24 protein-coding genes and 1 riboswitch are annotated in these 17,918 nt (G+C 63.0%); of the genes, 8 read left to right on the top strand and 16 right to left on the bottom strand.

Features of this window, described 5'->3' with window-relative positions; genetic code table 11:
* Positions 1–47: 47 nt before the first annotated feature.
* The 3 genes from folE to RVU70_RS00495 all read left to right on the top strand — a co-directional run bounded on the left by folE (position 48) and on the right by RVU70_RS00495 (position 2,395).
* Positions 48–746 (top strand): GTP cyclohydrolase I FolE, encoded by a 699-nt coding sequence (gene folE / locus RVU70_RS00505; protein WP_363349150.1) that lies wholly within the window; start codon positions 48–50, stop codon positions 744–746.
* Positions 746–1,129: a phosphoribosyl-AMP cyclohydrolase gene (gene hisI, locus RVU70_RS00500; protein WP_363349149.1), complete on the top strand. Its 384-nt coding sequence runs from the start codon at positions 746–748 to the stop codon at positions 1,127–1,129. Before folE ends, hisI begins: the two co-directional genes overlap by 1 nt.
* 207 nt (positions 1,130–1,336) lie before the next feature.
* On the top strand, positions 1,337–2,395 hold the full coding sequence (locus RVU70_RS00495) for a patatin family protein (RefSeq protein ID WP_363349148.1): 1,059 nt from the start codon (positions 1,337–1,339) through the stop codon (positions 2,393–2,395).
* A 54-nt stretch (positions 2,396–2,449) separates the two neighbouring features.
* On the opposite strand, the gene RVU70_RS00490 is transcribed toward RVU70_RS00495, so the two are convergent.
* The gene (locus RVU70_RS00490) at positions 2,450–2,881 is read right to left on the bottom strand and encodes a CBS domain-containing protein (protein WP_363349147.1); all 432 of its coding nucleotides are present in this window, start codon (positions 2,879–2,881) and stop codon (positions 2,450–2,452) included.
* 73 nt (positions 2,882–2,954) lie between these two features.
* Positions 2,955–3,719: a rhomboid family intramembrane serine protease gene (locus RVU70_RS00485; protein ID WP_363349146.1), complete on the bottom strand. Its 765-nt coding sequence runs from the start codon at positions 3,717–3,719 to the stop codon at positions 2,955–2,957.
* A gap of 396 nt (positions 3,720–4,115) precedes the next feature.
* On the opposite strand from RVU70_RS00485, the gene RVU70_RS00480 reads away from it, so the two are divergent.
* Positions 4,116–4,688 carry a PAS domain-containing protein gene (locus tag RVU70_RS00480; protein WP_363349145.1) on the top strand — a complete coding sequence of 191 codons (573 nt, stop codon included), beginning with the start codon at positions 4,116–4,118 and terminating at the stop codon, positions 4,686–4,688.
* A gap of 90 nt (positions 4,689–4,778) precedes the next feature.
* Complete coding sequence (locus RVU70_RS00475; RefSeq protein WP_363349144.1) at positions 4,779–5,393, top strand: PilZ domain-containing protein; 615 nt, start codon at positions 4,779–4,781, stop codon at positions 5,391–5,393.
* A gap of 7 nt (positions 5,394–5,400) precedes the next feature.
* Here the strand turns inward: RVU70_RS00475 and RVU70_RS00470 are convergent, their stop codons facing one another.
* The 5 genes from RVU70_RS00470 to RVU70_RS00450 all read right to left on the bottom strand — a co-directional run bounded on the left by RVU70_RS00470 (position 5,401) and on the right by RVU70_RS00450 (position 8,136).
* Entirely contained in the window at positions 5,401–5,601 is a 201-nt protein-coding gene (locus tag RVU70_RS00470; protein ID WP_363349143.1) for a hypothetical protein, read from the bottom strand.
* Positions 5,602–5,690: 89 nt separating this feature from the next.
* Complete coding sequence (locus RVU70_RS00465; protein ID WP_363349142.1) at positions 5,691–5,918, bottom strand: hypothetical protein; 228 nt, start codon at positions 5,916–5,918, stop codon at positions 5,691–5,693.
* A gap of 301 nt (positions 5,919–6,219) precedes the next feature.
* Positions 6,220–6,507, bottom strand: a complete 288-nt coding sequence (locus tag RVU70_RS00460; protein ID WP_363349141.1) for a PsiF family protein — start codon at positions 6,505–6,507, stop codon at positions 6,220–6,222.
* 218 nt (positions 6,508–6,725) lie between these two features.
* Positions 6,726–7,067: a hypothetical protein gene (locus tag RVU70_RS00455; RefSeq protein WP_363349140.1), complete on the bottom strand. Its 342-nt coding sequence runs from the start codon at positions 7,065–7,067 to the stop codon at positions 6,726–6,728.
* Positions 7,068–7,176: 109 nt separating this feature from the next.
* Positions 7,177–8,136 (bottom strand): histidine kinase dimerization/phosphoacceptor domain -containing protein, encoded by a 960-nt coding sequence (locus RVU70_RS00450; RefSeq protein ID WP_363351154.1) that lies wholly within the window; start codon positions 8,134–8,136, stop codon positions 7,177–7,179.
* 275 nt (positions 8,137–8,411) lie between these two features.
* Between RVU70_RS00450 and RVU70_RS00445 the strand changes: the two genes are divergently transcribed.
* Complete coding sequence (locus RVU70_RS00445) at positions 8,412–8,633, top strand: hypothetical protein (protein WP_363349139.1); 222 nt, start codon at positions 8,412–8,414, stop codon at positions 8,631–8,633.
* Here the strand turns inward: RVU70_RS00445 and RVU70_RS00440 are convergent.
* The 3 genes from RVU70_RS00440 to RVU70_RS00430 are packed head-to-tail and all read right to left on the bottom strand — an operon-like array spanning position 8,630 to position 10,051.
* Complete coding sequence (locus RVU70_RS00440) at positions 8,630–8,929, bottom strand: chaperone modulator CbpM (protein WP_363349138.1); 300 nt, start codon at positions 8,927–8,929, stop codon at positions 8,630–8,632. The two genes, RVU70_RS00445 and RVU70_RS00440, sit on opposite strands and share 4 nt — an antisense overlap.
* 6 nt (positions 8,930–8,935) lie before the next feature.
* Positions 8,936–9,829, bottom strand: coding sequence for a J domain-containing protein (locus RVU70_RS00435; RefSeq protein ID WP_363349137.1), 894 nt, complete (start codon positions 9,827–9,829; stop codon positions 8,936–8,938).
* A 51-nt stretch (positions 9,830–9,880) separates the two neighbouring features.
* Entirely contained in the window at positions 9,881–10,051 is a 171-nt protein-coding gene (locus tag RVU70_RS00430; RefSeq protein WP_363349136.1) for a hypothetical protein, read from the bottom strand.
* Positions 10,052–10,232: 181 nt separating this feature from the next.
* Between RVU70_RS00430 and RVU70_RS00425 the strand changes: the two genes are divergently transcribed.
* The gene (locus RVU70_RS00425; protein ID WP_363349135.1) at positions 10,233–10,880 is read left to right on the top strand and encodes a heme-binding beta-barrel domain-containing protein; all 648 of its coding nucleotides are present in this window, start codon (positions 10,233–10,235) and stop codon (positions 10,878–10,880) included.
* 58 nt (positions 10,881–10,938) lie between these two features.
* Here the strand turns inward: RVU70_RS00425 and RVU70_RS00420 are convergent, their stop codons facing one another.
* Complete coding sequence (locus tag RVU70_RS00420; protein ID WP_363349134.1) at positions 10,939–11,106, bottom strand: hypothetical protein; 168 nt, start codon at positions 11,104–11,106, stop codon at positions 10,939–10,941.
* Positions 11,107–11,419: 313 nt separating this feature from the next.
* On the opposite strand from RVU70_RS00420, the gene RVU70_RS00415 reads away from it, so the two are divergent.
* Complete coding sequence (locus tag RVU70_RS00415; protein ID WP_363349133.1) at positions 11,420–12,352, top strand: outer membrane beta-barrel protein; 933 nt, start codon at positions 11,420–11,422, stop codon at positions 12,350–12,352.
* A 187-nt stretch (positions 12,353–12,539) separates the two neighbouring features.
* Here the strand turns inward: RVU70_RS00415 and RVU70_RS00410 are convergent, their stop codons facing one another.
* The 5 genes from RVU70_RS00410 to RVU70_RS00390 form a co-directional block, all read right to left on the bottom strand.
* A complete protein-coding gene (locus RVU70_RS00410) occupies positions 12,540–13,070 on the bottom strand; it encodes a cob(I)yrinic acid a,c-diamide adenosyltransferase (protein ID WP_363349132.1) in 531 nt (176 codons plus the stop codon).
* A gap of 65 nt (positions 13,071–13,135) precedes the next feature.
* Complete coding sequence (locus RVU70_RS00405; RefSeq protein ID WP_363349131.1) at positions 13,136–13,690, bottom strand: hypothetical protein; 555 nt, start codon at positions 13,688–13,690, stop codon at positions 13,136–13,138.
* An 80-nt stretch (positions 13,691–13,770) separates the two neighbouring features.
* On the bottom strand, positions 13,771–14,352 hold the full coding sequence (locus tag RVU70_RS00400; RefSeq protein WP_363349130.1) for a hypothetical protein: 582 nt from the start codon (positions 14,350–14,352) through the stop codon (positions 13,771–13,773).
* Positions 14,353–14,417: 65 nt separating this feature from the next.
* Complete coding sequence (locus RVU70_RS00395; RefSeq protein WP_363349129.1) at positions 14,418–16,991, bottom strand: TonB-dependent siderophore receptor; 2,574 nt, start codon at positions 16,989–16,991, stop codon at positions 14,418–14,420.
* Positions 16,992–17,111: 120 nt separating this feature from the next.
* Positions 17,112–17,311: riboswitch (cobalamin riboswitch) on the bottom strand.
* A 417-nt stretch (positions 17,312–17,728) separates the two neighbouring features.
* A complete protein-coding gene (locus RVU70_RS00390) occupies positions 17,729–17,866 on the bottom strand; it encodes a hypothetical protein (protein WP_363349128.1) in 138 nt (45 codons plus the stop codon).
* Between the last annotated feature and the right edge of the window lie 52 nt (positions 17,867–17,918).

Raw genomic sequence — 17,918 nt, 5'->3', positions numbered from 1 at the left:
GAGGCCAGCGTCGCTCGTTGCGGCGCGACAGTTTGAGGAGGCGCCACATGGATGACGTGGTTAAGACCTTTCCCGCCCGCCCCGGTTTCGAAGAAGATCGCACGCCAATGATCGACGCCACGCCTGCGACCGCCGAGCGCCCTGCCGCGTCCGAAGGCGCCGGGAAGAGGCTCGAGCGCCCGTCCCGCGCCGAAGCCGAGGCGGCGGTGCGCACGCTGCTGCGCTGGGCCGGAGACAATCCCGACCGCGAGGGCCTGCGCGAGACGCCCCGCCGCGTGGTGAAGGCGTACGAGGAGTTTTTCAAAGGCTATCAGGAGACCGCGGACGAGGTGCTCTCTCGCGTCTTCGAGGAGGTCGAAGGCTATGACGACCTCGTCCTGGTGCGCGACATCCCCTTCACCTCGCATTGCGAGCACCATGTCGTGCCCTTCGTCGGCAAGGCGCATATCGCCTATTATCCCACAGGCGGCGTCGTCGGCCTCTCGAAGCTTGCGCGTCTCGTCGACGTCTTTGCGCGCCGCCTTCAGACCCAGGAGGCGATGACGGCGCAGATCGCAGGCGAGATCGAGACGCATCTCAATCCGCGCGGCGTCGCCGTGCTGGTCGAGGCGGAGCATATGTGCATGTCCATGCGCGGCGTGCTGAAACAGGGCTCGTCTACGGTAACGGTCCAGTTCTCGGGCGTCTTCCGCGACGATCCGGCCCAGCAGGCGCATTTCTACACGCTGCTGCGCGGCGCCCGTTGATGGACAAGGCGGCGCTGGAGGAGGGGACACAATTTGCGCCCCGTTTCGACGCGAGCGGCCTCATCGTCTGCGTGACGGTGGAGGCCGCGACGCGCGAGATTCTCATGGTCGCCTATATGAACCAGCTGGCGCTGGATAAGACCATCGAGACCGGCGTCGCCCATTACTGGTCCCGCTCGCGTAACGCGCTCTGGCGCAAGGGCGACACTTCCGGACAGGTGCAGCGAGTCGTGTCGCTTTCCGTGGACTGCGACCAGGACGCGCTCATGTTGACGGTCGAAGCCGGCGGCGACGGCAAGGCCTGCCATACCGGCCGCAAGTCGTGTTTCTATCGGCAGGTGACGACTGACGGCGGGCCGCGGCGATTGATTTTTACAGAGTAACGGCGCACGCCGGCTCTTCCTGCATCTGGTCCGCAGCGCCCAAAATAGGCGACGCTTGCTCGAGGCTTGACGGCTCTCGACGGAACCTGCGGCCTGCATAAGGTGTTTGGCCAAAGGTTAACCTCCTGGCCATTTTCGAGGCGCAGCCTCGCTCCCATATAAAATCAAAAAGATTGGCAGAGGGGACGACTGAGCAGGAATTATGTGATGTTATCGCTGCTACGACGCACGGACACTTCGATCACCAGCGAGTCGCGGGAAGTGACGAACGCCACGGAAACACCCGAAAGGGGCGGGCCCCCGGCTGTTTTGGGCGAGGATCGCGACACGCGCACACGGCCCCGCGGCCAGCCGCTGATCGGGCTGGCCCTCGGCGCGGGCGCAGCGCGAGGCTGGTCCCATATCGGCGTGCTGCGCGAACTGTCCGAGCAGGGAATTCATCCAGACATTGTCGCCGGCACGTCCATCGGCGCCGTGGTGGGCGGATGCTATGCCGCCGGCCGGCTGGATCAGATCGAGACCTTCGCGCGTTCGCTCACTCGGCGGCGCGTGTTCACCCTGATGGATCTTTCCTTTTCCGGCGCCAGCCTCATCACCGGCGAGCGGCTGAAGGCGGCGCTGGAGCAGGAGCTCGACTCCCTCAACATCGAGGATTTGCCAATCCCCTTCGCAGCTGTCGCGACGGAAGTCGGGACGGGTCACGAGGTCTGGCTGCAACGCGGCGGGCTGGCCCACGCCATCCGCGCCTCCTACGCGCTCCCCGGCATTTTCGAGCCGGTACGCGTGGGCGACCGCTGGCTTTTCGACGGCGCGCTGGTCAATCCTGTGCCGGTGACCGTCTGTCGCGCCCTCGGCGCGGAATTCGTCATTGCGGTCAACGTCACCGCCGACACGATGTATCGGGCGCGCGTCATTCGCGACGATCCGGCGGCGGCGAAGCGCGCGGCCGAGGCTGGGCCGTTTGGGGACAAGCCAGACATTTCTTTCGTGGATCGCATCCTGCCGCGCTATTTCGAGCGTCAGCCGGGCGATGCGCCGAACGTCGCGACGGCGATGATCGACGCTTTCAACATTATTCAGGACCGCATCCTGCGTTCGCGGCTAGCCGGCGATCCGCCGGACGCCACCATCACCGCGCGGATGGAGGATATTGGCATGTTCGATTTCCACAAGGCCGATCAGCTCATCAATGTCGGACGCTCCGCCGCGAAGCGCGCTTTGCCCAATATTTTCGCGCATATCCCCATTCCGGGCGCGACGGTCTGATTGCTCGACCGATCGCGTCTGCGACGCGATCGGGCCAGGCTTTCAAGTGGGCCTTCAAGCCTGGGCGATGTATTCGCGCATCGAGCGATGTTCTTCTTCGATGACGCGAATACGATATTTCACCACGTCGCCGATCGAGACAAGGCCCGTCAGACGGTCGTCCCGCATGACCGGAAGGTGGCGACGCCGTTCGAGCGTCATGGTCTGCATGGTGGTGTCGACCGTGTCGTTTTCGTGAGCCGTCACCGGCGCCTGCTGCATGTGGTTTGACACCGGCTCCTCGAGCGCCCGCGCCCCGCCGGTTGCAACGGCCGCCACGACGTCTCGTTCCGAGATCAGTCCAACGACCACGCCGCCGCCGTCGACGATAACCAGGGCGCCGATCCCGTGACGCATCAGCTCCTGGGTCACATGATGCAGGGTGACCGTCGGCGCCGCCGTCACGACATGCCGGCCTTTTTCAGAAAGAATCATTGCAACAGTCATCGCTTCCCTCCCTCGATCAGCCCGGCCCCTGCGCGCCGCGGCGGCGGCCCGGCGGCTGTTCAAGCGAAGGGCGCTAGACCTGCCGCCCCCAATGGTCGAAGGCGCCGAAGGTCAGGAGCCCGAAAACGAACCCTCCGAGATGCGCTTCCCAGGCGATCGGCTCGGACGAACCCATCGCCTCGGGGAAGGCGCCGAAGAGGAGGTTCGCGCCGAACCAGACGATCAGAAAAAGCATCGCCTGTCTGTTCTCGCGAAGCTGCGAAAGCGACGCGGTCCGCGCCCTTATCCCGCCAATAGAGTCGTAACCCAGCCGCGCGCCGGGGGTAAATGCAAAACGCACGATCGCCGCCATCGTTCCGGAGATCGCCGCCGAGGCGCCGACGACTGGAGTCGCGTCGAGGGCGTGCAGTAAAAAATGCAGCATCGCGCCAGCGACGGCGCAGGCGCCGAAAAACCAAAGAAAGCGGGCTCCGCCGAGACGGCGCGCGACGGGCGCGCCAAAAGCCGCGAGCGTGAGAGCGTTGATGAGAAGATGCGTCCACCCGCCGTGAAGAAAAGCATAGGTGATGGGCGTGACATAGACGAGCGGGCCGGCCCCGAGAAGGGTGGCGAACTCTTCGCGGCCCTGATCGAGGGGACTCGCGCCGAGCGCGGCAAGAACCCGTTGCGGGGCCAAAAGGAAACTCAGGCGCAAAGGGATGAAAGCGAAGGCGTCGTACAGGGAGTGGACGACGCTTGGCGGCGCGACCGCGACGAAAAGCTGAATGGCCGCCATGACGCCGAGGAGGGCGCTGATCACCCCCGGCAGATTGAGCATCTTCTCCCTGTCGTCGGCCACGTCTCTCTCCAGGCGGTCCCGCGCCAGCGCCCTGCCGCGCCTTGCCGCGACGCCGGCGCTGGAGCAACGCGCGTTGCAGACGCCAAGGAGAGGACAAGGGGAAGCGCCGGAGCAAACGCTCCCCCTCTTATCCGCGTCTTGTCGCTTAAGAAAGATGACTTCCCGAAAACAGTCAGCTTCGTCTTGGTTGAGACCTTCGAAGGAAGCGGAACTTCTCCCTGTCGCCGGCCCACGCGGCAAATCTCCCATAAGGCTAAGGTTTCGGCAAGAAAGAGATTGAGAAAAGGTTAACCCACGCCCATGGCACGCCGACTGCTGAACGTCGCGTAAGACGGGCGCTGTGGGGGCGCCCTGTTTCGATCTGGCGCAAGCCGCCGGTCACCGGGACGGGAAGAGATGAGACACCAGGTCAGCAAGGAGTTGTTCGCATATTGGAACAAGCTGAGAGGCGCGCGCGCCGCTCCCGATCGCGCGCATATCGATCCGGCCATGATACGCAACATCCTCGCTGACGCCTTCATCCTTGAGGTGGACGCGGAGGGCGCCTTTCCCTTCCGGTTTTCCGGGGCGCGCATCGATGCGCTCTGGCAGGCCGAGCAGAGAGGCGAGTCTTTTGTCGACTTGTGGCAGGAAAAGCATCGTCGCAGCGTATCCGCGACGCTGATGACCGCGATGGACGGCGTCACGCCCGTTATCGCCGGCGCGAGAACGAGCGTCGCCGCGGCAGAGCACCAGCTCGAACTCGAGCTGCTGCTACTGCCCTTGCGTCATTTCGGCAAGACCCATGCGCGCATGCTCGGCGCCCTGTCGCCAGCCCATCCGGCGGAGTGGCTCGGGGAAATGCGCGTGGACCCGCTGGAATTCCTTTCGATGCGCGTCCTGTTTCCGGGGTTCCTTCCTGGCGCCGTCCAGGCAGTTCAGCATGGGCAAACTCGGCCGCGTCTCGTTGTATATAATCAAAACAGATAGTATTATAGTCCGTCTTTTCTTCCGTCTGTAAGAATCCTTAAAGACGCTCGTGGTATCGTTCTGTAACTCGAGACGCAGATACGCGAAGACATGGCGGCCACCCAGCTTGAATACAATCAGTCCTGGAAGCTGCATGAAAGTCGACGGTTCCAGCGCGTGCCCGTCACTTTGTTCGGGCGCTGCATGCTGGAGTCACGGCGCGAATATCCCTGTCGGACGCTCGAGATGTCGCCGGGCGACATGACGCTGATGGCGCCGGTCCGGGCGGCCATCGGCGAAAAGGTCATTGTCTATCTCGACCAGATCGGCCGCTTCGCGGGCGTCGCCACCGACCATACGGAGGCGGGCTTTGCGCTGACGATGAATCTGTCGGCCGCGAAGCGCGACCGGCTCGCCGACCAGCTCACCTGGTTCGCCAACCGCCACGCCGTCAATCTTCCGGACGACCGCCGGCACGAGCGCATCGTTCCGATCATGCCGAGGACCCTTCTGCGGCTGCCCGACGGACAGGAGACCATTGTCAGGATCCGCGATCTGTCGCTCTCGGGCGTCGGCCTGGAGACTGAGGCGCGGCCTGATCCTGGCTTGCGCATCGTCGTCGGCGCGACTCCGGCCATTGTGGTGCGCCACTTCGCCGGCGGCATAGGGGCCGAGTTCGAGACGCCCTTCCGTCCCGGCGAGATTGACGAAGGCACGAGACTTTGAGGGCTGGTCAGCCGCCGCCAATGCCCTCGACGATGCGGCCGCTGCCGTCGCAGCGCGGGCATGGCGCGTCGAACCGGGCGCCTGTGTCCGGATCGGTCTTCTTGCCGGTTCCGTGGCATTCTGGGCAGACATCTTCTCCCGTCCCCGGCGCGCCGGGCGCCGGATCGTCCTCGGGAGTGCGTTGCCGGACGGGAGGTTTTGACGACATGGCTCTCGCGCCGTTCGACGGTAGAGCAGGGGAGATAGCGCGTTGTCGGCCCTCGGCGAGCGGCGCGACGTCCGCTCGCCTTCGGCGGGTCAGCGCTGATCGAGCGGCAGGCGCGCGAAGCGGGCGCGCCGCTCCAGGTCGATCAAGCGCGGCGGAAAGCGCCTGCAGACGGAGGGCCCGGGCCAGCCGTTCACTGGGCTGCGCCATGCCGGCGCATCGAAATCATGCCCGGCGTCGGGGCGTTGCGGAAGCGATCCTTCTGCTGTGACGCCGGCGGCCCGGATCGCATCACGGACGGACGACGGACGAAAATCCATGTTTCCCTCCAGACGGTCGTGGTGAAGAAAGCGGCGGCAAAAGCCTCCGACGCAGCGCCTATCTTTGCTCGAATTTTCTGATTATTCAAGGAGCTGATCGAAAACGGAACATCCCCGGGATCGGGGGGCGCAAATGAAAAGCGGCTTGTCCCCGGCTGGCGGAGACAAGCCGCATACCCCTGAAAACTGCCCCTGAAACCTTGCCGAGGCTAGCGCCTGACAAGGCCGTTCGCCAAGCTTGGCGTTTTACAGGAAGCGACATTCCTCTGCCACTGTCGCAGAAGTACAACTGTAGCTCGCACTACTGACTGGCTGGCGGCGAAACCGCGTCTTTGACGCATTTTCTCGTGAAGCTGGTCCGTGCGGCTCCGGCCAATTTCTTCTCGGCGGCGGCGGCCTCGCAGCCGCGGGTCGCGGCGTCACGCTCGCACTTCTTCATGAAGCTGTTGAGCGCGGCGCCAGCGAGCTTCTTCTCGGTCGCCCGGGCCGCACAATCGGGCGCGGCGGGCGCGGTCGTTTGAGCGGAAGCGCTCAAGTTGAAACTCAACGTTCCGACGGCGCATATCAGCGCAAGGGCAAATCTCGGCATTGGCGGTCTCCTTCCGAGCGAGGCCGGCCAACCCGCCAGCCCCAAGTTGTGGAGGCCTTACTTATCCTTGTCTGGCGCGGGAGCCGGACAATTGGACGCGAACGGCGACACGCCGGGCGTCGAGCAGGGTCCTCTGACATGAAAATTGGCGCCGCAGGCGCCGAGAGCGACCGCCAGAGCGACGATAAGCGCAGCTTTCAACATCGCGTTCGGGTGTCTCAGCAGGCCACCTTGACGCGCTGGTATCGGATGAATGTTCCCCAGTCGTCATAGATCGGCTGCCAGGCGGGACACAGACGCGCTCCGCGGCGGGAAGGGGGCGCGGCGTAATAAGGCTCCGCATATTGCTCTTGAGAAGCGACGGCTGCGCCAAGCATCGTCCCCAACGCCAGCCCGCCGATGGCGGCGCCGGCGACCGCGGCCCCGTTATTATACCCGTAGCCCCAGCCCCAGCCTGGACCCCAACCCCATTGGGCCGCGGCCGGCGTGGTTAGGGTGAGGCTCGACGCCAATCCCGCGGCGGCAAGCGAGAGCGAAACAATTTTACGAAGAGACGCCATGACATGACCCCGCTCAAAAAGAAAGCGGATACTATACGACGTTGGTCAAGGCTGAACAGCCCGCCTTACGCCTGGGCGCAAGGTCTGGCGTCTGTGACGCGTTGGTCGCTCACCGCGTCGCAAACTGCACGCTTAAGGACGTGCCGGCGCCGCGCGCCACCTCGAGCGAGCCGCCGAGCTGAGTGGCGAACGCCTCCATGATGCCCATCCCCAGCGAGCCCATCGGGTCGGCGCTCTCGAGCATGCCCGGGCCGTCGTCGCTGATTTGGAGAAGCAGACGCCCGGCGGCGTCCTTTGCGAGAGAGACATTGAAACGCGCGCCGAGCCCCTTTGAGAACACATGTTTCGCCGCGTTCAGGGCGGCCTCGTTCACCAGCAGGCTAATAGCCGTCATCTGATCGATGGAAAGCTCCGGCGCGCCTTTGATGTCGACCGTCGCCTTGACCGGCAGGTCTCGAAAGGCGTTCGCAAGCATTTCCCGCAACAGCGGCTCCAGGCCATTCCCATACGCCGTCCCGTCGTGAAGCCGCCGATGCAATTGCGACATCGCGATGATGCGCTCCTCGGCCTCGTTGAGAGTTTGAGCCGCGAGCACCGGATTGCGCAAATTGCGCTGGGCGTTTCGCAGTAACGCGACAACGAGCTGCAGATTATTGGCGACCCGATGCTGGAGCTCGCTGAACAAAGTTTCCTGCACGGCTTTCGCCAGCTCGACGCGCCGAACGGCCTCGCGCAGCCCCGCCACGAGAGCGACGATGAAGCCGCCAACCAGAAGAAAGCCGATAATCGCTCCAACGGTCGCCTTGTCTTTGAGTTCGAAAGAATCGAACGGTTCTAAGTAGAACCGCCATCCCGTGACGGCCGACAGGGCCAGGACGACCGCGCCCTGCCGCCAGCCGCAGATAAGCGTGGCCAGTGCAATCGCCGGATAGAAGGTGAGAAATTTCATCCCGCTCAGAACAGGGTCGAACAGGACGCGGACGCCGAGGCTCACGGCGAACAGCGCCAGCGCAATCGTCCAGCTAAGGGGCCCTTGCCGCTTGATCGACACCCGGCTGAGCTGATGCATCCAGGGCACTGCTTACCTCGGTTGGGACGAACGCGCGCCAGTCATTGCCTGGCTGCTTCATAACCGGAGAGCGCGCTCGCGAGTTCCAACGCTCAGAAGAAGCCATCCCGAATTGGGCGATTGCTGTGACGAAGCTCGCGGTTTCCCCGCGCATTTTCTCGCAGGAGTTTCAATTTCTTGCCGCGGCTTTCCGGAACGCCGCCGTAATGTAGCGGGTTATCGGCATAACTTAGGGGCGGTTGGCGGCGGCCGCGACCGGAAAAGGAAAAAGCAGCGTGCATACTGTTCGGCCCGACATATTCCATAAGGAAAAGGCGCGGGATCACCTGATCATTCAGCGTCAACTGGGCGCCGCGCTTCGGGAGTGTCTGAACACGATCGTCGCCGAGCCGGTCCCAGAGACCCTGACGCGCCTCATCCAGGCGCTGGATGTCGAAACCCGGCGCCCGGACGCCCAGAGCGGCGCCCTGTGCCGCGCGCCCCAGAAAGACCGCTAGATTGATCTGCGCCTGTCGTCGGGCTTTCCGTCCTCATGCACGGCGCCGAGCAGGTCTTTCATCGCCCGCCGCAGGCCGTGAAGCTGATCGATGAGGTGCAGGATGACGCCGACGCCGGGGTCGTTCACGCCCAAGTCTTTCTGCAGCTCCATAATCAGCCTGGCGCGCGCGAGGTCGATCTCGCTGTAATCGCGCTCGCCGGCGCTCTCCGCCGGGATGAGCCACGCTTCCGCGATCCACATCTTCAGCGTCACATGGTCGAGCGCGGCGTGTTGGAGAAACTCTTGCTCTTTCACGGCGCGTCACTCCATGTCCTGGCGCGGATTGTAGGGCGATGCTGGTTTCCAACTCGAAAGAAACGCCTCCAATTCGGGCTCCGGCTGCGTCGGCGCCATGACTTTGAGTCTGACGAGTTCATCGCCGCGCCGGTCCTTGCGGGCGACGCCCTTGCCCTTGAGACGAAGCACTGTGCCGGTATTCGATCCCTTGGGGATTTTCAACAGTACCTTGCCGCTGGGCGTCGCCGCCTTCACCTCCGCCCCCAACGCCGCCTCGGCGATGGTGATCGGCAAATCGAGCAGGATATCGTCGCCTTCTCTGGAAAAGAAATGGTGCGGACGAACGGCGATCTCGATCAGCGCGTCGCCGGCTTCTCCCTCTCCGGGCGACGGCGCGCCTTTGCCGCGCAGCCGCAGGATCTGTCCTTCTTCGATCCCTGCGGGGATCGTCACGTGCAGCGCGCCGCCCTGCGGCAGGGCGATTTCTTTTTGCGCGCCATTGACCGCGTCGAGAAAGTCGATCTCGAGCCGGTAGTGGAGATCGGGGCCGCGCGCACGTCGTGATTCCTGCGCCCGACGTCTCAACAGCTCGGCGAAGATATCGTCCTCGCTGAAGTCTGAATACGCCGCCTGCGATTCATACGGATGGCCGGAGGCCGCGGCGTAATCCCGATAGTATCTGTGCTGCGGCCGTTCCGCGCCCGTCGCGTCGATTTCGCCGGCGTCGTAACGACGGCGCTTCTCGGCGTCGGAAAGAAAGTCGTTCGCGCTCGAAACTTCTTTGAACCTTTCTTCGGCGTTCTTGTCGCCGGGGTTGAGATCCGGATGGAGCTTCTTTGCGAGCCGCAGATAGGCTTTCTTGATCTCGTCGGGCGAAGCGGTGCGGGCGACGCCCAGCGTCTCATAGGGGTCTTTCATAGTCGACGAGGATAAAGGCCGCCTGCGCGGGGTCAATGTTGGCGGTCGATCCTAAAGCCGCTTGAGCATGTTGTAGCCGAGGAGCCCGCCCAGCGCCGCGCCGGCGACGGCAGTGACGAGACCCGCCATTCCCGCGCCGGCAAGCCCGCCGAGGACCGCGCCGACGCCCGCAAAAATATAGTGGTTCGCTTTCTTCCGAGGGCTTTGGTTTGAATTGCTCATCACGCTCTCCGTCATCAAGCGGGCGCGGATGCGCCGCAACGCGCCCAGAAGAACGTTTTCGTCATGCGAAGGGTTGCAGGCCGCGGCGATTCCTCGCGCCCCGCTGCGCCGCGCGCCGTGACATACGACAGGTCCGAGGTTAGCATCGCGGCTGGACATGCGCCTTTCAAGGAAGTCGGCGATGACGGATATTTATGGCCGCTATCTCGCAGATATTTTTACAGAGCCATCCAACGTCGATCCTGACACGCTCGCCAACCTCGGCCCCTTGCGTCCAATGGCCGGCGCGTGGCGCGGCGAGAAAGGCGTGGACGTCAATCCGAAGGCTGAAGGGCCAGAGACGCAAATCTTCGTCGAGCGCTTGGAGCTGCAGCCGATCGACCCGCAAACCAACGGCCCACAGCTCTTCTACGGGCTGCGTTATCATCAGCATGTCGTAAAGCCCGGAGAGGTCGAGACCTACCACGACCAGATCGGCTACTGGCTGTGGGAGCCGGCGACCGGCGTGATCTTACAAACGCTGGCAATTCCACGCGGACAGATCGCCATGGCGGTCGGCAAGGCGACGCCGGACGCGAGGGAGTTCGAACTTGTCGCGTCGCGGGGTCTCACGACAAGTGGAATTTGCTCCAATCCATTTTTGGAATCGGCCTTTCGGACCGACGAATATCGCATCCGCGTCAAAATCAACGATGACGGGACGTGGAGCTACGATGAAACCACGCGGCTGATGCTCAAGGGCGAAAAGCTCTTCGAACACACGGACAAAAGTATGCTGTTCAAAATCGGCGAACCGACGCCGAACCCGCTGGCCGCGAGGAAATTCTAGGACACTGAAATCCGTGAGGTCGGCGCCGGGGGACCCACGAGCGCCGACCGAAACGATGTCAGAAGAAGAGCCCCAGGCAACCGCCCGCCAATCCCCCCACGACCGCGGCTGCGATGGTGTTCTGCAGGCCGCCAAGCGCCGCAGCCGCGAGGCCACCCATAATTACCGCGCCAACGCCCGCCATAATGTAGGTCGTCGAGGTGATTTCGAGTTCTTTGCTAGCCATTTCGTCATTCCTCTCATGATGCTGCGCCTTGTCCGGCGCTTTGCCCCAAAGGGAGACGCGCGCGTCATATTGACGCAGGCAAAGGCTAGCATGAATCGCGCTTCTGTCCAGCGGATTCCGACGAGCCTGCCTCAGGCTTGGAATAGCGGCCGCATCGTCGGGACGCCCCCCCGCCATTGCAACCTAGTGTGGCGCCCTGAGCACAGCCGTCGGCTATTTCAGAAACGATCGGAAATATCCTTCGATTGTGAAAAATGTCTCTGCCAACTTCTTCTAAGCTGCACTCCTGAAACAACAAAATGAGACTGATCTAATGAGACGAATGTTGATTTCGGCCGCAGTATCGGCGCTTGTCGCCGGCTCGGCTTTCGCCGCCGATCTTCCGTCCCGCAAGGGGCCGCCTGTTCTTCCGCCGCCGCCTCCGCCGCCCCCCATGTGGACCGGGTTCTACGTTGGCTTGAACGCCGGCGGCACTTGGGCCGCCTCAGGCAATATCACCAATACCGCTTTTGGCATCGTTCCCGGGCCAGGCGTCTTCCCCCAGCCTGTCTTGTCCGCGGAAGCGGCGGCGAGCGCTACGAGCTTCGTCAGCGGAAACAACAACGGCGGCTTCATCGGCGGCGGCCAGATCGGCTATAACTTCCAGTTCTACAATAACTTTATCGTAGGTCTCGAAGCCGATATCCAGGGCATCGCGGGGACTTCCGGCTCCAGAAGCTTCATTGCGACGACGCCATCGTCGTTCCCGGCCGGGACAGGCTCCACCTTCACCACGGTCGGACAGTTGCGCGGCAGTCTCGATTATCTCGGGACGGTTCGCGGCCGCCTTGGTTGGCTGTTCACTCCGACCCTGCTGGTCTACGGCACGGGGGGTTTCGCCTATGGCGGCGTGAGCGTGAATAACGCCTTCGTCACCAGCCACAGCTTCGGGGCGTTTTTGCCCTCGCCTCTGACGTCCTTTGGCGCGTCGTCCTTCGCGGACACGCGGACCGGCTGGACCGCCGGCGGCGGCCTCGAGTGGATGTTCTGGCCCAATTGGAGCGCCAAGGTCGAATATCTCTACTATGACCTCGGCAGAATCACCACCACCGCCTACGGCTTCGAGTCGGGCGCTAACACCGGCGGCGTGCAGTTGTGGGGCCTTGGCCTCCAGACCTCGGCGCGGGTCAACGGCAATATCGTCCGCGCCGGCGTGAACTATCACTTCAACTGGGGCGCTCCGGCCCCGGTCGTTGCAAAATACTGAAGCTATGCTGACTAAGCGAAGTTCAGCCTCGCTTCGTTTGGATCGGTAGAAGAAAGCACGGCCGCTGGCCGGCCAGATCAGTGACAAACCCCCGTCATTTTTGGCGGGGGTTTTTTTGGTTGGCGCGGTGGGCGGGGCTCGCGGCTTCTTGCTGCGGCGTCGTCCCGTTCGCGCGCGGCCAGACATCTCATGTCTTGAATGTCGCGTCCGAGCGTCCATGAGAATAATCGGCCTGTCGCGCCAGCACGAATAGCAGATCGCTCAAGCGATTCAGAAAGGTCAGAGATGTTGCTGGCGCAGCCGGCTCAACGAGACCAGCTATCGCGCGTTCGGCCCGGCGCGCAACTGCGCGCGCGAAATGGAGGCGGCAGCTCGCCTCGTCCGCGCCGGGATAAATGAATTCTCGAAGTTCAGGCAGCCTCTCGCTGATGCGGTCGATCTCGTCTTCGAGCGCGATGACCTCGGCGTCGGAGAAGGTCATCTCAATCGGCCGATCCTCTGCGCTGACGATAGCGCTGATCGTATAGAGCGCACGCTGCACTGAACGCAGCAGGTCATTCGCAGACGGATAGGCGAGACGCGCAAGCCCGACGCTCGCCGACAATTCGTCCAGGTCGCCGACGGCGCCAACGCGCGGGTCGAATTTCTCCGCACGACGGCCGGAAAACAGGCTCGTGGCGCCGCCGTCGCCTTTCCTGGTATAGAGCTTTGCAGTCATCGTGTTGCCTTCAATGGGAAAAAGGCTCGGAGCGCCAGCCTTCGCCAGGCGCTCCGCAATGTGCATCAGATGTGACGGGGCGCGAGCGTCGCCGCTCCCTCGGGCCTCGGCGTCAAGCCGGCGACGAGCGTCTTCACCGCGAGAAGACCGCCAAAGGCGCAGGCGTTGATGAGGAAAATCCGGGTCGCGACGGCCGGCGCAAAATCGTCGCCGCCCTCCAAGACGACGAGATCGATCAGGATCAGCGCGCCTTCATAGACGAGGAAAGCTGACAGGAACGCGGCGACGACGCCCAAGGGGCCAGACAACCGCCGATGCGCGAGACCGGCGGCTTCGCATGAGAGCGCAGCGATGACGCCGAGCGCGCCGCCCCAGGCGAAGGTCTCAGCGTCGAGAGGATAATGCATGAAGGCGAAGCCCCACGCCTGATTCGCAAGCCAGACCACGCCGGTCGCCACAAGCGCCTCGCGCCGCCCGAAGCACAGCGCGGCGATCGCCGCAAAGGCCGCGAGCGGAACCGCACAGGCGAAGCCGACGGTGAATAGGACGCTCGCGACCGCGAGCGCCGCGATCCCGATGGCGGGCCGCGAGAGGAAGCAAGGCAAATATCGTGCGCTCATGTCAGTCTCCTTGGTTTTGAGGATGACGATCAGTTGTCCTCGGCGAGGAGGAGCGATTCCGCCGGGTGAAGCGTTCGCGCCTATGCGCCGCGGCGCGCGGACCGGTCGATCGGGTCGGGTTCGGTGAGGCCGAACCATCGCGCCCGAAGCTTGTCCCACAGGGCGAGGCGCGACCAATCCGGCTCCTTGAGAAACCTGTCGGTCTCCGGATGGAGGAAGGGATTGGGCAACAGCACCGTGATCTGCTGCTCATTGGCTCCATTGAAGAGCTGTAAGCCCCAGGACATGGGCACGCAGGAGCGCCCGATCCGGCGATAGATTTCCGCCCGCGCCGTGCGTCTGTGTCGCGCCACCTCCGGCGGCGTCGGACGGCTTCGGGTTCCCTTGTGCTCTCCGATACACAGATGGAAATGCGGGACGCCGAAGGCGACCGTCAGATAGCCGTCAAGCATACCGATCCGCGTCGGCGGCCGATCGGTCTTCATCTCCCAGGCGGCGCCCTGAATGAGGATGCCGAATGTAATCTCTCGCCAATGGTTCTCGAAGAGGTCGCGCAGTAGTTCCTCGAGGCTTGCCGGATCCGTTGGCAGGGAGAACACGTCGAGCGGCGTTCCGTCCGGCTCGACCACTCGTGTTGGAGCATGTTCAGCAACCTCTGACATCACGTCCACCTTCTCTTCCTCTTCTTTGGCGCGCCGCTCACGAGAGGCGTAGCCGCATGTCACATTCAGAACGACGCTTTGATCGAACCGCGAAACGTCCGTGGGGCGCCGATGACGTTAAAATTGTAACCAGGCATGTTCCAACCCACCTGGATTGGATTCGTATAGGGCACGACGTAGCCGCCGGGATGGGCGTCGTCGAAGGCCTGCGGACCCAATCCGCCGGTAACGAAATAGGTCTTGTCGAGGAGATTGCTCACATTGAGCTGCGCGACGATCTTGAATTGGTCGAGGCTGAACTCATAGGCGCCGAACAGACCGACGAGGCCATAGCTTGGCGTCGACTGGCCATAGATATAGCTGGCGTCGTTTGCGGCATGAAAGAAGGGCAGATAGCCGGTGTAATCATAACGCGCCCCCACGCGCAGACCCTTCAGCTGACCTTCCTTGAACTCATAGGCCGAAGCCAGGGAGCCGACATTGCGAGGAACGAAGGGGATCGGCTGTCCGACGACGGGAACGCCGAGGTGCGTCGGATTTGATTTGGTGGTGATGGCGTCGGTGTTGGCGTAGGCGAGATTCAGGCTCCAGCCGGGTAGGATCTCGCCCTGAATGTCGAGTTCCGGTCCCTGCGAACGCCCCTGACCGACGAGCGTCACGTGGTTGAAGTCATAGGGGACGCCGATTGGAATATTGGTCTTGACCAGATGGTAATAGGCCGCCGTCGCCTGAAGCCTGTCGCCAAATAGCGATAACTTCAGTCCGGCTTCCTCTTGCGCGCCGGCGCTCGGCGGGGTCGGGTCGTTCGTGCCGTAGACCAGCTTGCCGTCGTAGTTCGGGCTGTATGATTCTGCATAATTTCCATAAAAACTGAGCCATTCCAGCGATCGCCACAAGACACCGACGCGCGGCGTAACCCTCTGGCTGACAAAGCGCGAGGTGCTGGCCATCGTGGCGACGTTGCACGGGATCGCAACGCCCGAACGCCAGTTCGACGAATACGGCCCGCAGAAATTCATATTGTCGGAGGCTCCGGTTCGGCTGTCGATATACTGCCAGCGGGCGCCGCCGAGCACGTGAAGGCCGAACGGCAGTTTGATCTGGTCCTGCAGATAGACGCCGTAATTGTCGGCGGATTGCCGTGTGGCGTTGTAGGGAACGAGCCCGCCGATGGGGGTCGGGAGATAGGGGGCGCCGAACATGGCGACCGTCCCGGGATACTGCGGGATCATGTTCTGACCGCTGAAGTTGTAACGATAGTAATCGGCTCCGGAAAGCAAAGTATGGCTGGCGTGTTCGCCGGTGTTGAAATGCCCGACGAGATTGATCGCCGTCGCATATTCCGCCTGTCTGTTGTCCGACGGATATGATCCGTAGTTCAGCAGGACATTGTTCGGCGAGTAGGTCTGATAGAAAGGAATGAAGTTGACCGAGGGCAGATAGCAGCTGGCGCTTCCCGGCGTTATGCAGTCTGAGATGGAGGTGGTTCCGCCATTGTTCTGCCAATTGGCATGCAAGAATTGCATGAACAGGGTCTGCTGGATCGACCAATCCTTGCTGAAGTCGTGATGCCAGGTCACCTCGCTGAAGTTTTGCTGCTGGGCGTATGGCGACTGCGGCCCCCAGTTGAAACTGCGCCCGAGCCACAGGGGCAAGAACATCCCGTAATAAGGAACGTAATACCAATCCTGATTCATATTGTTGTGCTGGAACTGCGTCGACGCTCTGATCCAGTTGCTGGCGTCGATGTTCCATCTGACGACCGGATTGACCATCATGTTTCTTGTGTAGTCGAAGCTGCGAAACGACCCGTCGTTCTCATAGGAGAGGATGAAGCGGTAGAGCAGATCCTTGTTGGAGGCGACCGGCCCGGTGGCGTCGACGACCGTGCGATAGGAGGCGTAGCTGCCGATCTGCTGCTGCACGGAGGCGGAAGGCTTCGCGAGCGGCCGCTTTGTGTTGATGTTGACGATGCCGCCGGGCTCCACCGCGCCGTAAAGGATGGCGGCAGGGCCTTTCAGCACCTCGACGCTCTCCACATTGGCCAGCTCGGCGCTGCTCGAGCCGGCGAAGTTGAGGCCGAAACTGTCGACCCGGAAACCGTCGCGGAAGTAGTTCTGCGTCTGAAAGCCGCGAATGATGATCTGTCGGAAGGAATTGCCCAGCGCCGCGTCGCCGCCGCCCGAGGTGGTCACGCCGCTGACGTTCTTCAACGCCTGGTCCAGCGTGATGGCCTGCTGGTCTTCGAGCATGCGCCGCGTGACCATCTTCGTCGTGACTGGCGTATTCATCACCGGCGTGTTGACCTTGGCGCCGAGCGACCCGATCGGCGCGGCATAGGACGCGGGATTGTTGCAGATGCCGTCGGCGCAAATTTCCCCGTTGTCGCCGGGACCGATTTCCGTGCCGCCGCCGTTGGCTTCCGCCTGTTGCCCGTCCGCGGTCGCCCCACTCGAAAAGGCGCTTCCCGCGCGCGTCCCGGTGGGCGTCGGCTTGCCGACTTCGATAACCGGAAGCGTCTCCCGGCCGAGCGCCGGCGAAACGAGGCCCGCGCAAAGGATGTAGGAAAGAAGGGACGGGCGACGGCGCGCGACGCCGTAAATGCCGCCATTGGCGGCGGTCGAGGAGAGAGTATGCATGAGCCGAGACTCGCAGCAACGTGGGCCGTCACTGCGAAAGGTCTTGTACTGCCGAATTAGCGCCTAAGGCGCGTGACGACAGTTTTGGACCGCCTCGGTGCACCCCGCCCGACGCTCTCGCGCGTGACCACGATCGATGGCAGGTCTCCTGGCTCGCGGGTCGCCGCCTTGAGCCGCCTTCCCAGGGTAAGTTCCCCAGTGGCTTTGTGGCTCTAAGGCTCGCCGCTTACAGTTGCGGGGGCAGCCTCGGCATAGCGCCGTCAGGCGCGCACCGAGTTCCCTTTTGATCCCCGAAGGGAACCATCGGCGGCAATAACGAAGCAGACCGAACACCATGTCAAGACATTTGTGGCCGGCCATAAAGGCGCCATCGCCGCGCGGCCATCTGATGCAGAGTCGTCGCCCTGCCGCGCAAACGGCGCCGATCGTCCCGTCCGCCGAGCTAGCAGACTTTCGCTGATTGACTCGAGAAATGTAGGACAGTTCGCGTTAAGTCCGATTTCCATCCCCGCTCGTGCAAGCGCCGGAGATCGGCGAAGCTCGCGCAGGGCATGCTCTGTCAAATATGCAAACGCCTCCTTTGCGCTGATGCGGCGAATTTCATCTCTGCAAAATCCCAGCGCACGCCAGCTTGGCTGGTCTGCACATCCTTTTCGAGACAATGACAAAGACTTTTGACGCAGGACTTGCCGTGCTAATCTGGAGTCCGTCCAGGGGTGTTTATGCAGCGAAGCTGGCTACGCCTTCTCGTCTGTGCCTTCGTCGTCGTCGCGGCTCTCGCGGCGGCGGGGACGAATGCGTTCGCCTCCCCGGACGCCCATCCCTGCGCAGAGATGGCTTTTGGCGACGGCGGGCATAATGGCCACGGCGACCATGGCGCGGTTCCAAGGCGCTGCGACTCGCTCGTCTGCGGCGCTGTTCAGTTAG

Origin of the sequence: Methylocystis echinoides, from assembly GCF_040687965.1 — a bacterium.
Classification (GTDB): domain Bacteria; phylum Pseudomonadota; class Alphaproteobacteria; order Rhizobiales; family Beijerinckiaceae; genus Methylocystis; species Methylocystis echinoides_A.
Note: the sequence above shows the minus strand (reverse complement) of the source record. Positions and strands in the feature narration are given on the sequence as shown.

Excerpts from the sequence above, each read along its gene's own strand:
- folE (WP_363349150.1), top strand. The coding sequence starts at position 48 with ATGGATGACGTGGTTAAGACCTTTCCCGCCCGCCCCGGTTTCGAAGAA.
- hisI (WP_363349149.1), top strand. The coding sequence starts at position 746 with ATGGACAAGGCGGCGCTGGAGGAGGGGACACAATTTGCGCCCCGTTTC.
- RVU70_RS00495 (WP_363349148.1), top strand. The coding sequence starts at position 1,337 with ATGTTATCGCTGCTACGACGCACGGACACTTCGATCACCAGCGAGTCG.
- RVU70_RS00490 (WP_363349147.1), bottom strand. The coding sequence starts at position 2,881 with ATGACTGTTGCAATGATTCTTTCTGAAAAAGGCCGGCATGTCGTGACG.
- RVU70_RS00480 (WP_363349145.1), top strand. The coding sequence starts at position 4,116 with ATGAGACACCAGGTCAGCAAGGAGTTGTTCGCATATTGGAACAAGCTG.
- RVU70_RS00475 (WP_363349144.1), top strand. The coding sequence starts at position 4,779 with ATGGCGGCCACCCAGCTTGAATACAATCAGTCCTGGAAGCTGCATGAA.
- RVU70_RS00470 (WP_363349143.1), bottom strand. The coding sequence starts at position 5,601 with ATGTCGTCAAAACCTCCCGTCCGGCAACGCACTCCCGAGGACGATCCG.
- RVU70_RS00465 (WP_363349142.1), bottom strand. The coding sequence starts at position 5,918 with ATGGATTTTCGTCCGTCGTCCGTCCGTGATGCGATCCGGGCCGCCGGC.
- RVU70_RS00460 (WP_363349141.1), bottom strand. The coding sequence starts at position 6,507 with ATGCCGAGATTTGCCCTTGCGCTGATATGCGCCGTCGGAACGTTGAGT.
- RVU70_RS00455 (WP_363349140.1), bottom strand. The coding sequence starts at position 7,067 with ATGGCGTCTCTTCGTAAAATTGTTTCGCTCTCGCTTGCCGCCGCGGGA.
- RVU70_RS00450 (WP_363351154.1), bottom strand. The coding sequence starts at position 8,136 with ATGCATCAGCTCAGCCGGGTGTCGATCAAGCGGCAAGGGCCCCTTAGC.
- RVU70_RS00435 (WP_363349137.1), bottom strand. The coding sequence starts at position 9,829 with ATGAAAGACCCCTATGAGACGCTGGGCGTCGCCCGCACCGCTTCGCCC.
- RVU70_RS00430 (WP_363349136.1), bottom strand. The coding sequence starts at position 10,051 with ATGAGCAATTCAAACCAAAGCCCTCGGAAGAAAGCGAACCACTATATT.
- RVU70_RS00425 (WP_363349135.1), top strand. The coding sequence starts at position 10,233 with ATGACGGATATTTATGGCCGCTATCTCGCAGATATTTTTACAGAGCCA.
- RVU70_RS00420 (WP_363349134.1), bottom strand. The coding sequence starts at position 11,106 with ATGGCTAGCAAAGAACTCGAAATCACCTCGACGACCTACATTATGGCG.
- RVU70_RS00415 (WP_363349133.1), top strand. The coding sequence starts at position 11,420 with ATGAGACGAATGTTGATTTCGGCCGCAGTATCGGCGCTTGTCGCCGGC.
- RVU70_RS00410 (WP_363349132.1), bottom strand. The coding sequence starts at position 13,070 with ATGACTGCAAAGCTCTATACCAGGAAAGGCGACGGCGGCGCCACGAGC.
- RVU70_RS00405 (WP_363349131.1), bottom strand. The coding sequence starts at position 13,690 with ATGAGCGCACGATATTTGCCTTGCTTCCTCTCGCGGCCCGCCATCGGG.
- RVU70_RS00400 (WP_363349130.1), bottom strand. The coding sequence starts at position 14,352 with ATGTCAGAGGTTGCTGAACATGCTCCAACACGAGTGGTCGAGCCGGAC.
- RVU70_RS00395 (WP_363349129.1), bottom strand. The coding sequence starts at position 16,991 with ATGCATACTCTCTCCTCGACCGCCGCCAATGGCGGCATTTACGGCGTC.
- RVU70_RS00390 (WP_363349128.1), bottom strand. The coding sequence starts at position 17,866 with ATGGTCGCCGTGGCCATTATGCCCGCCGTCGCCAAAAGCCATCTCTGC.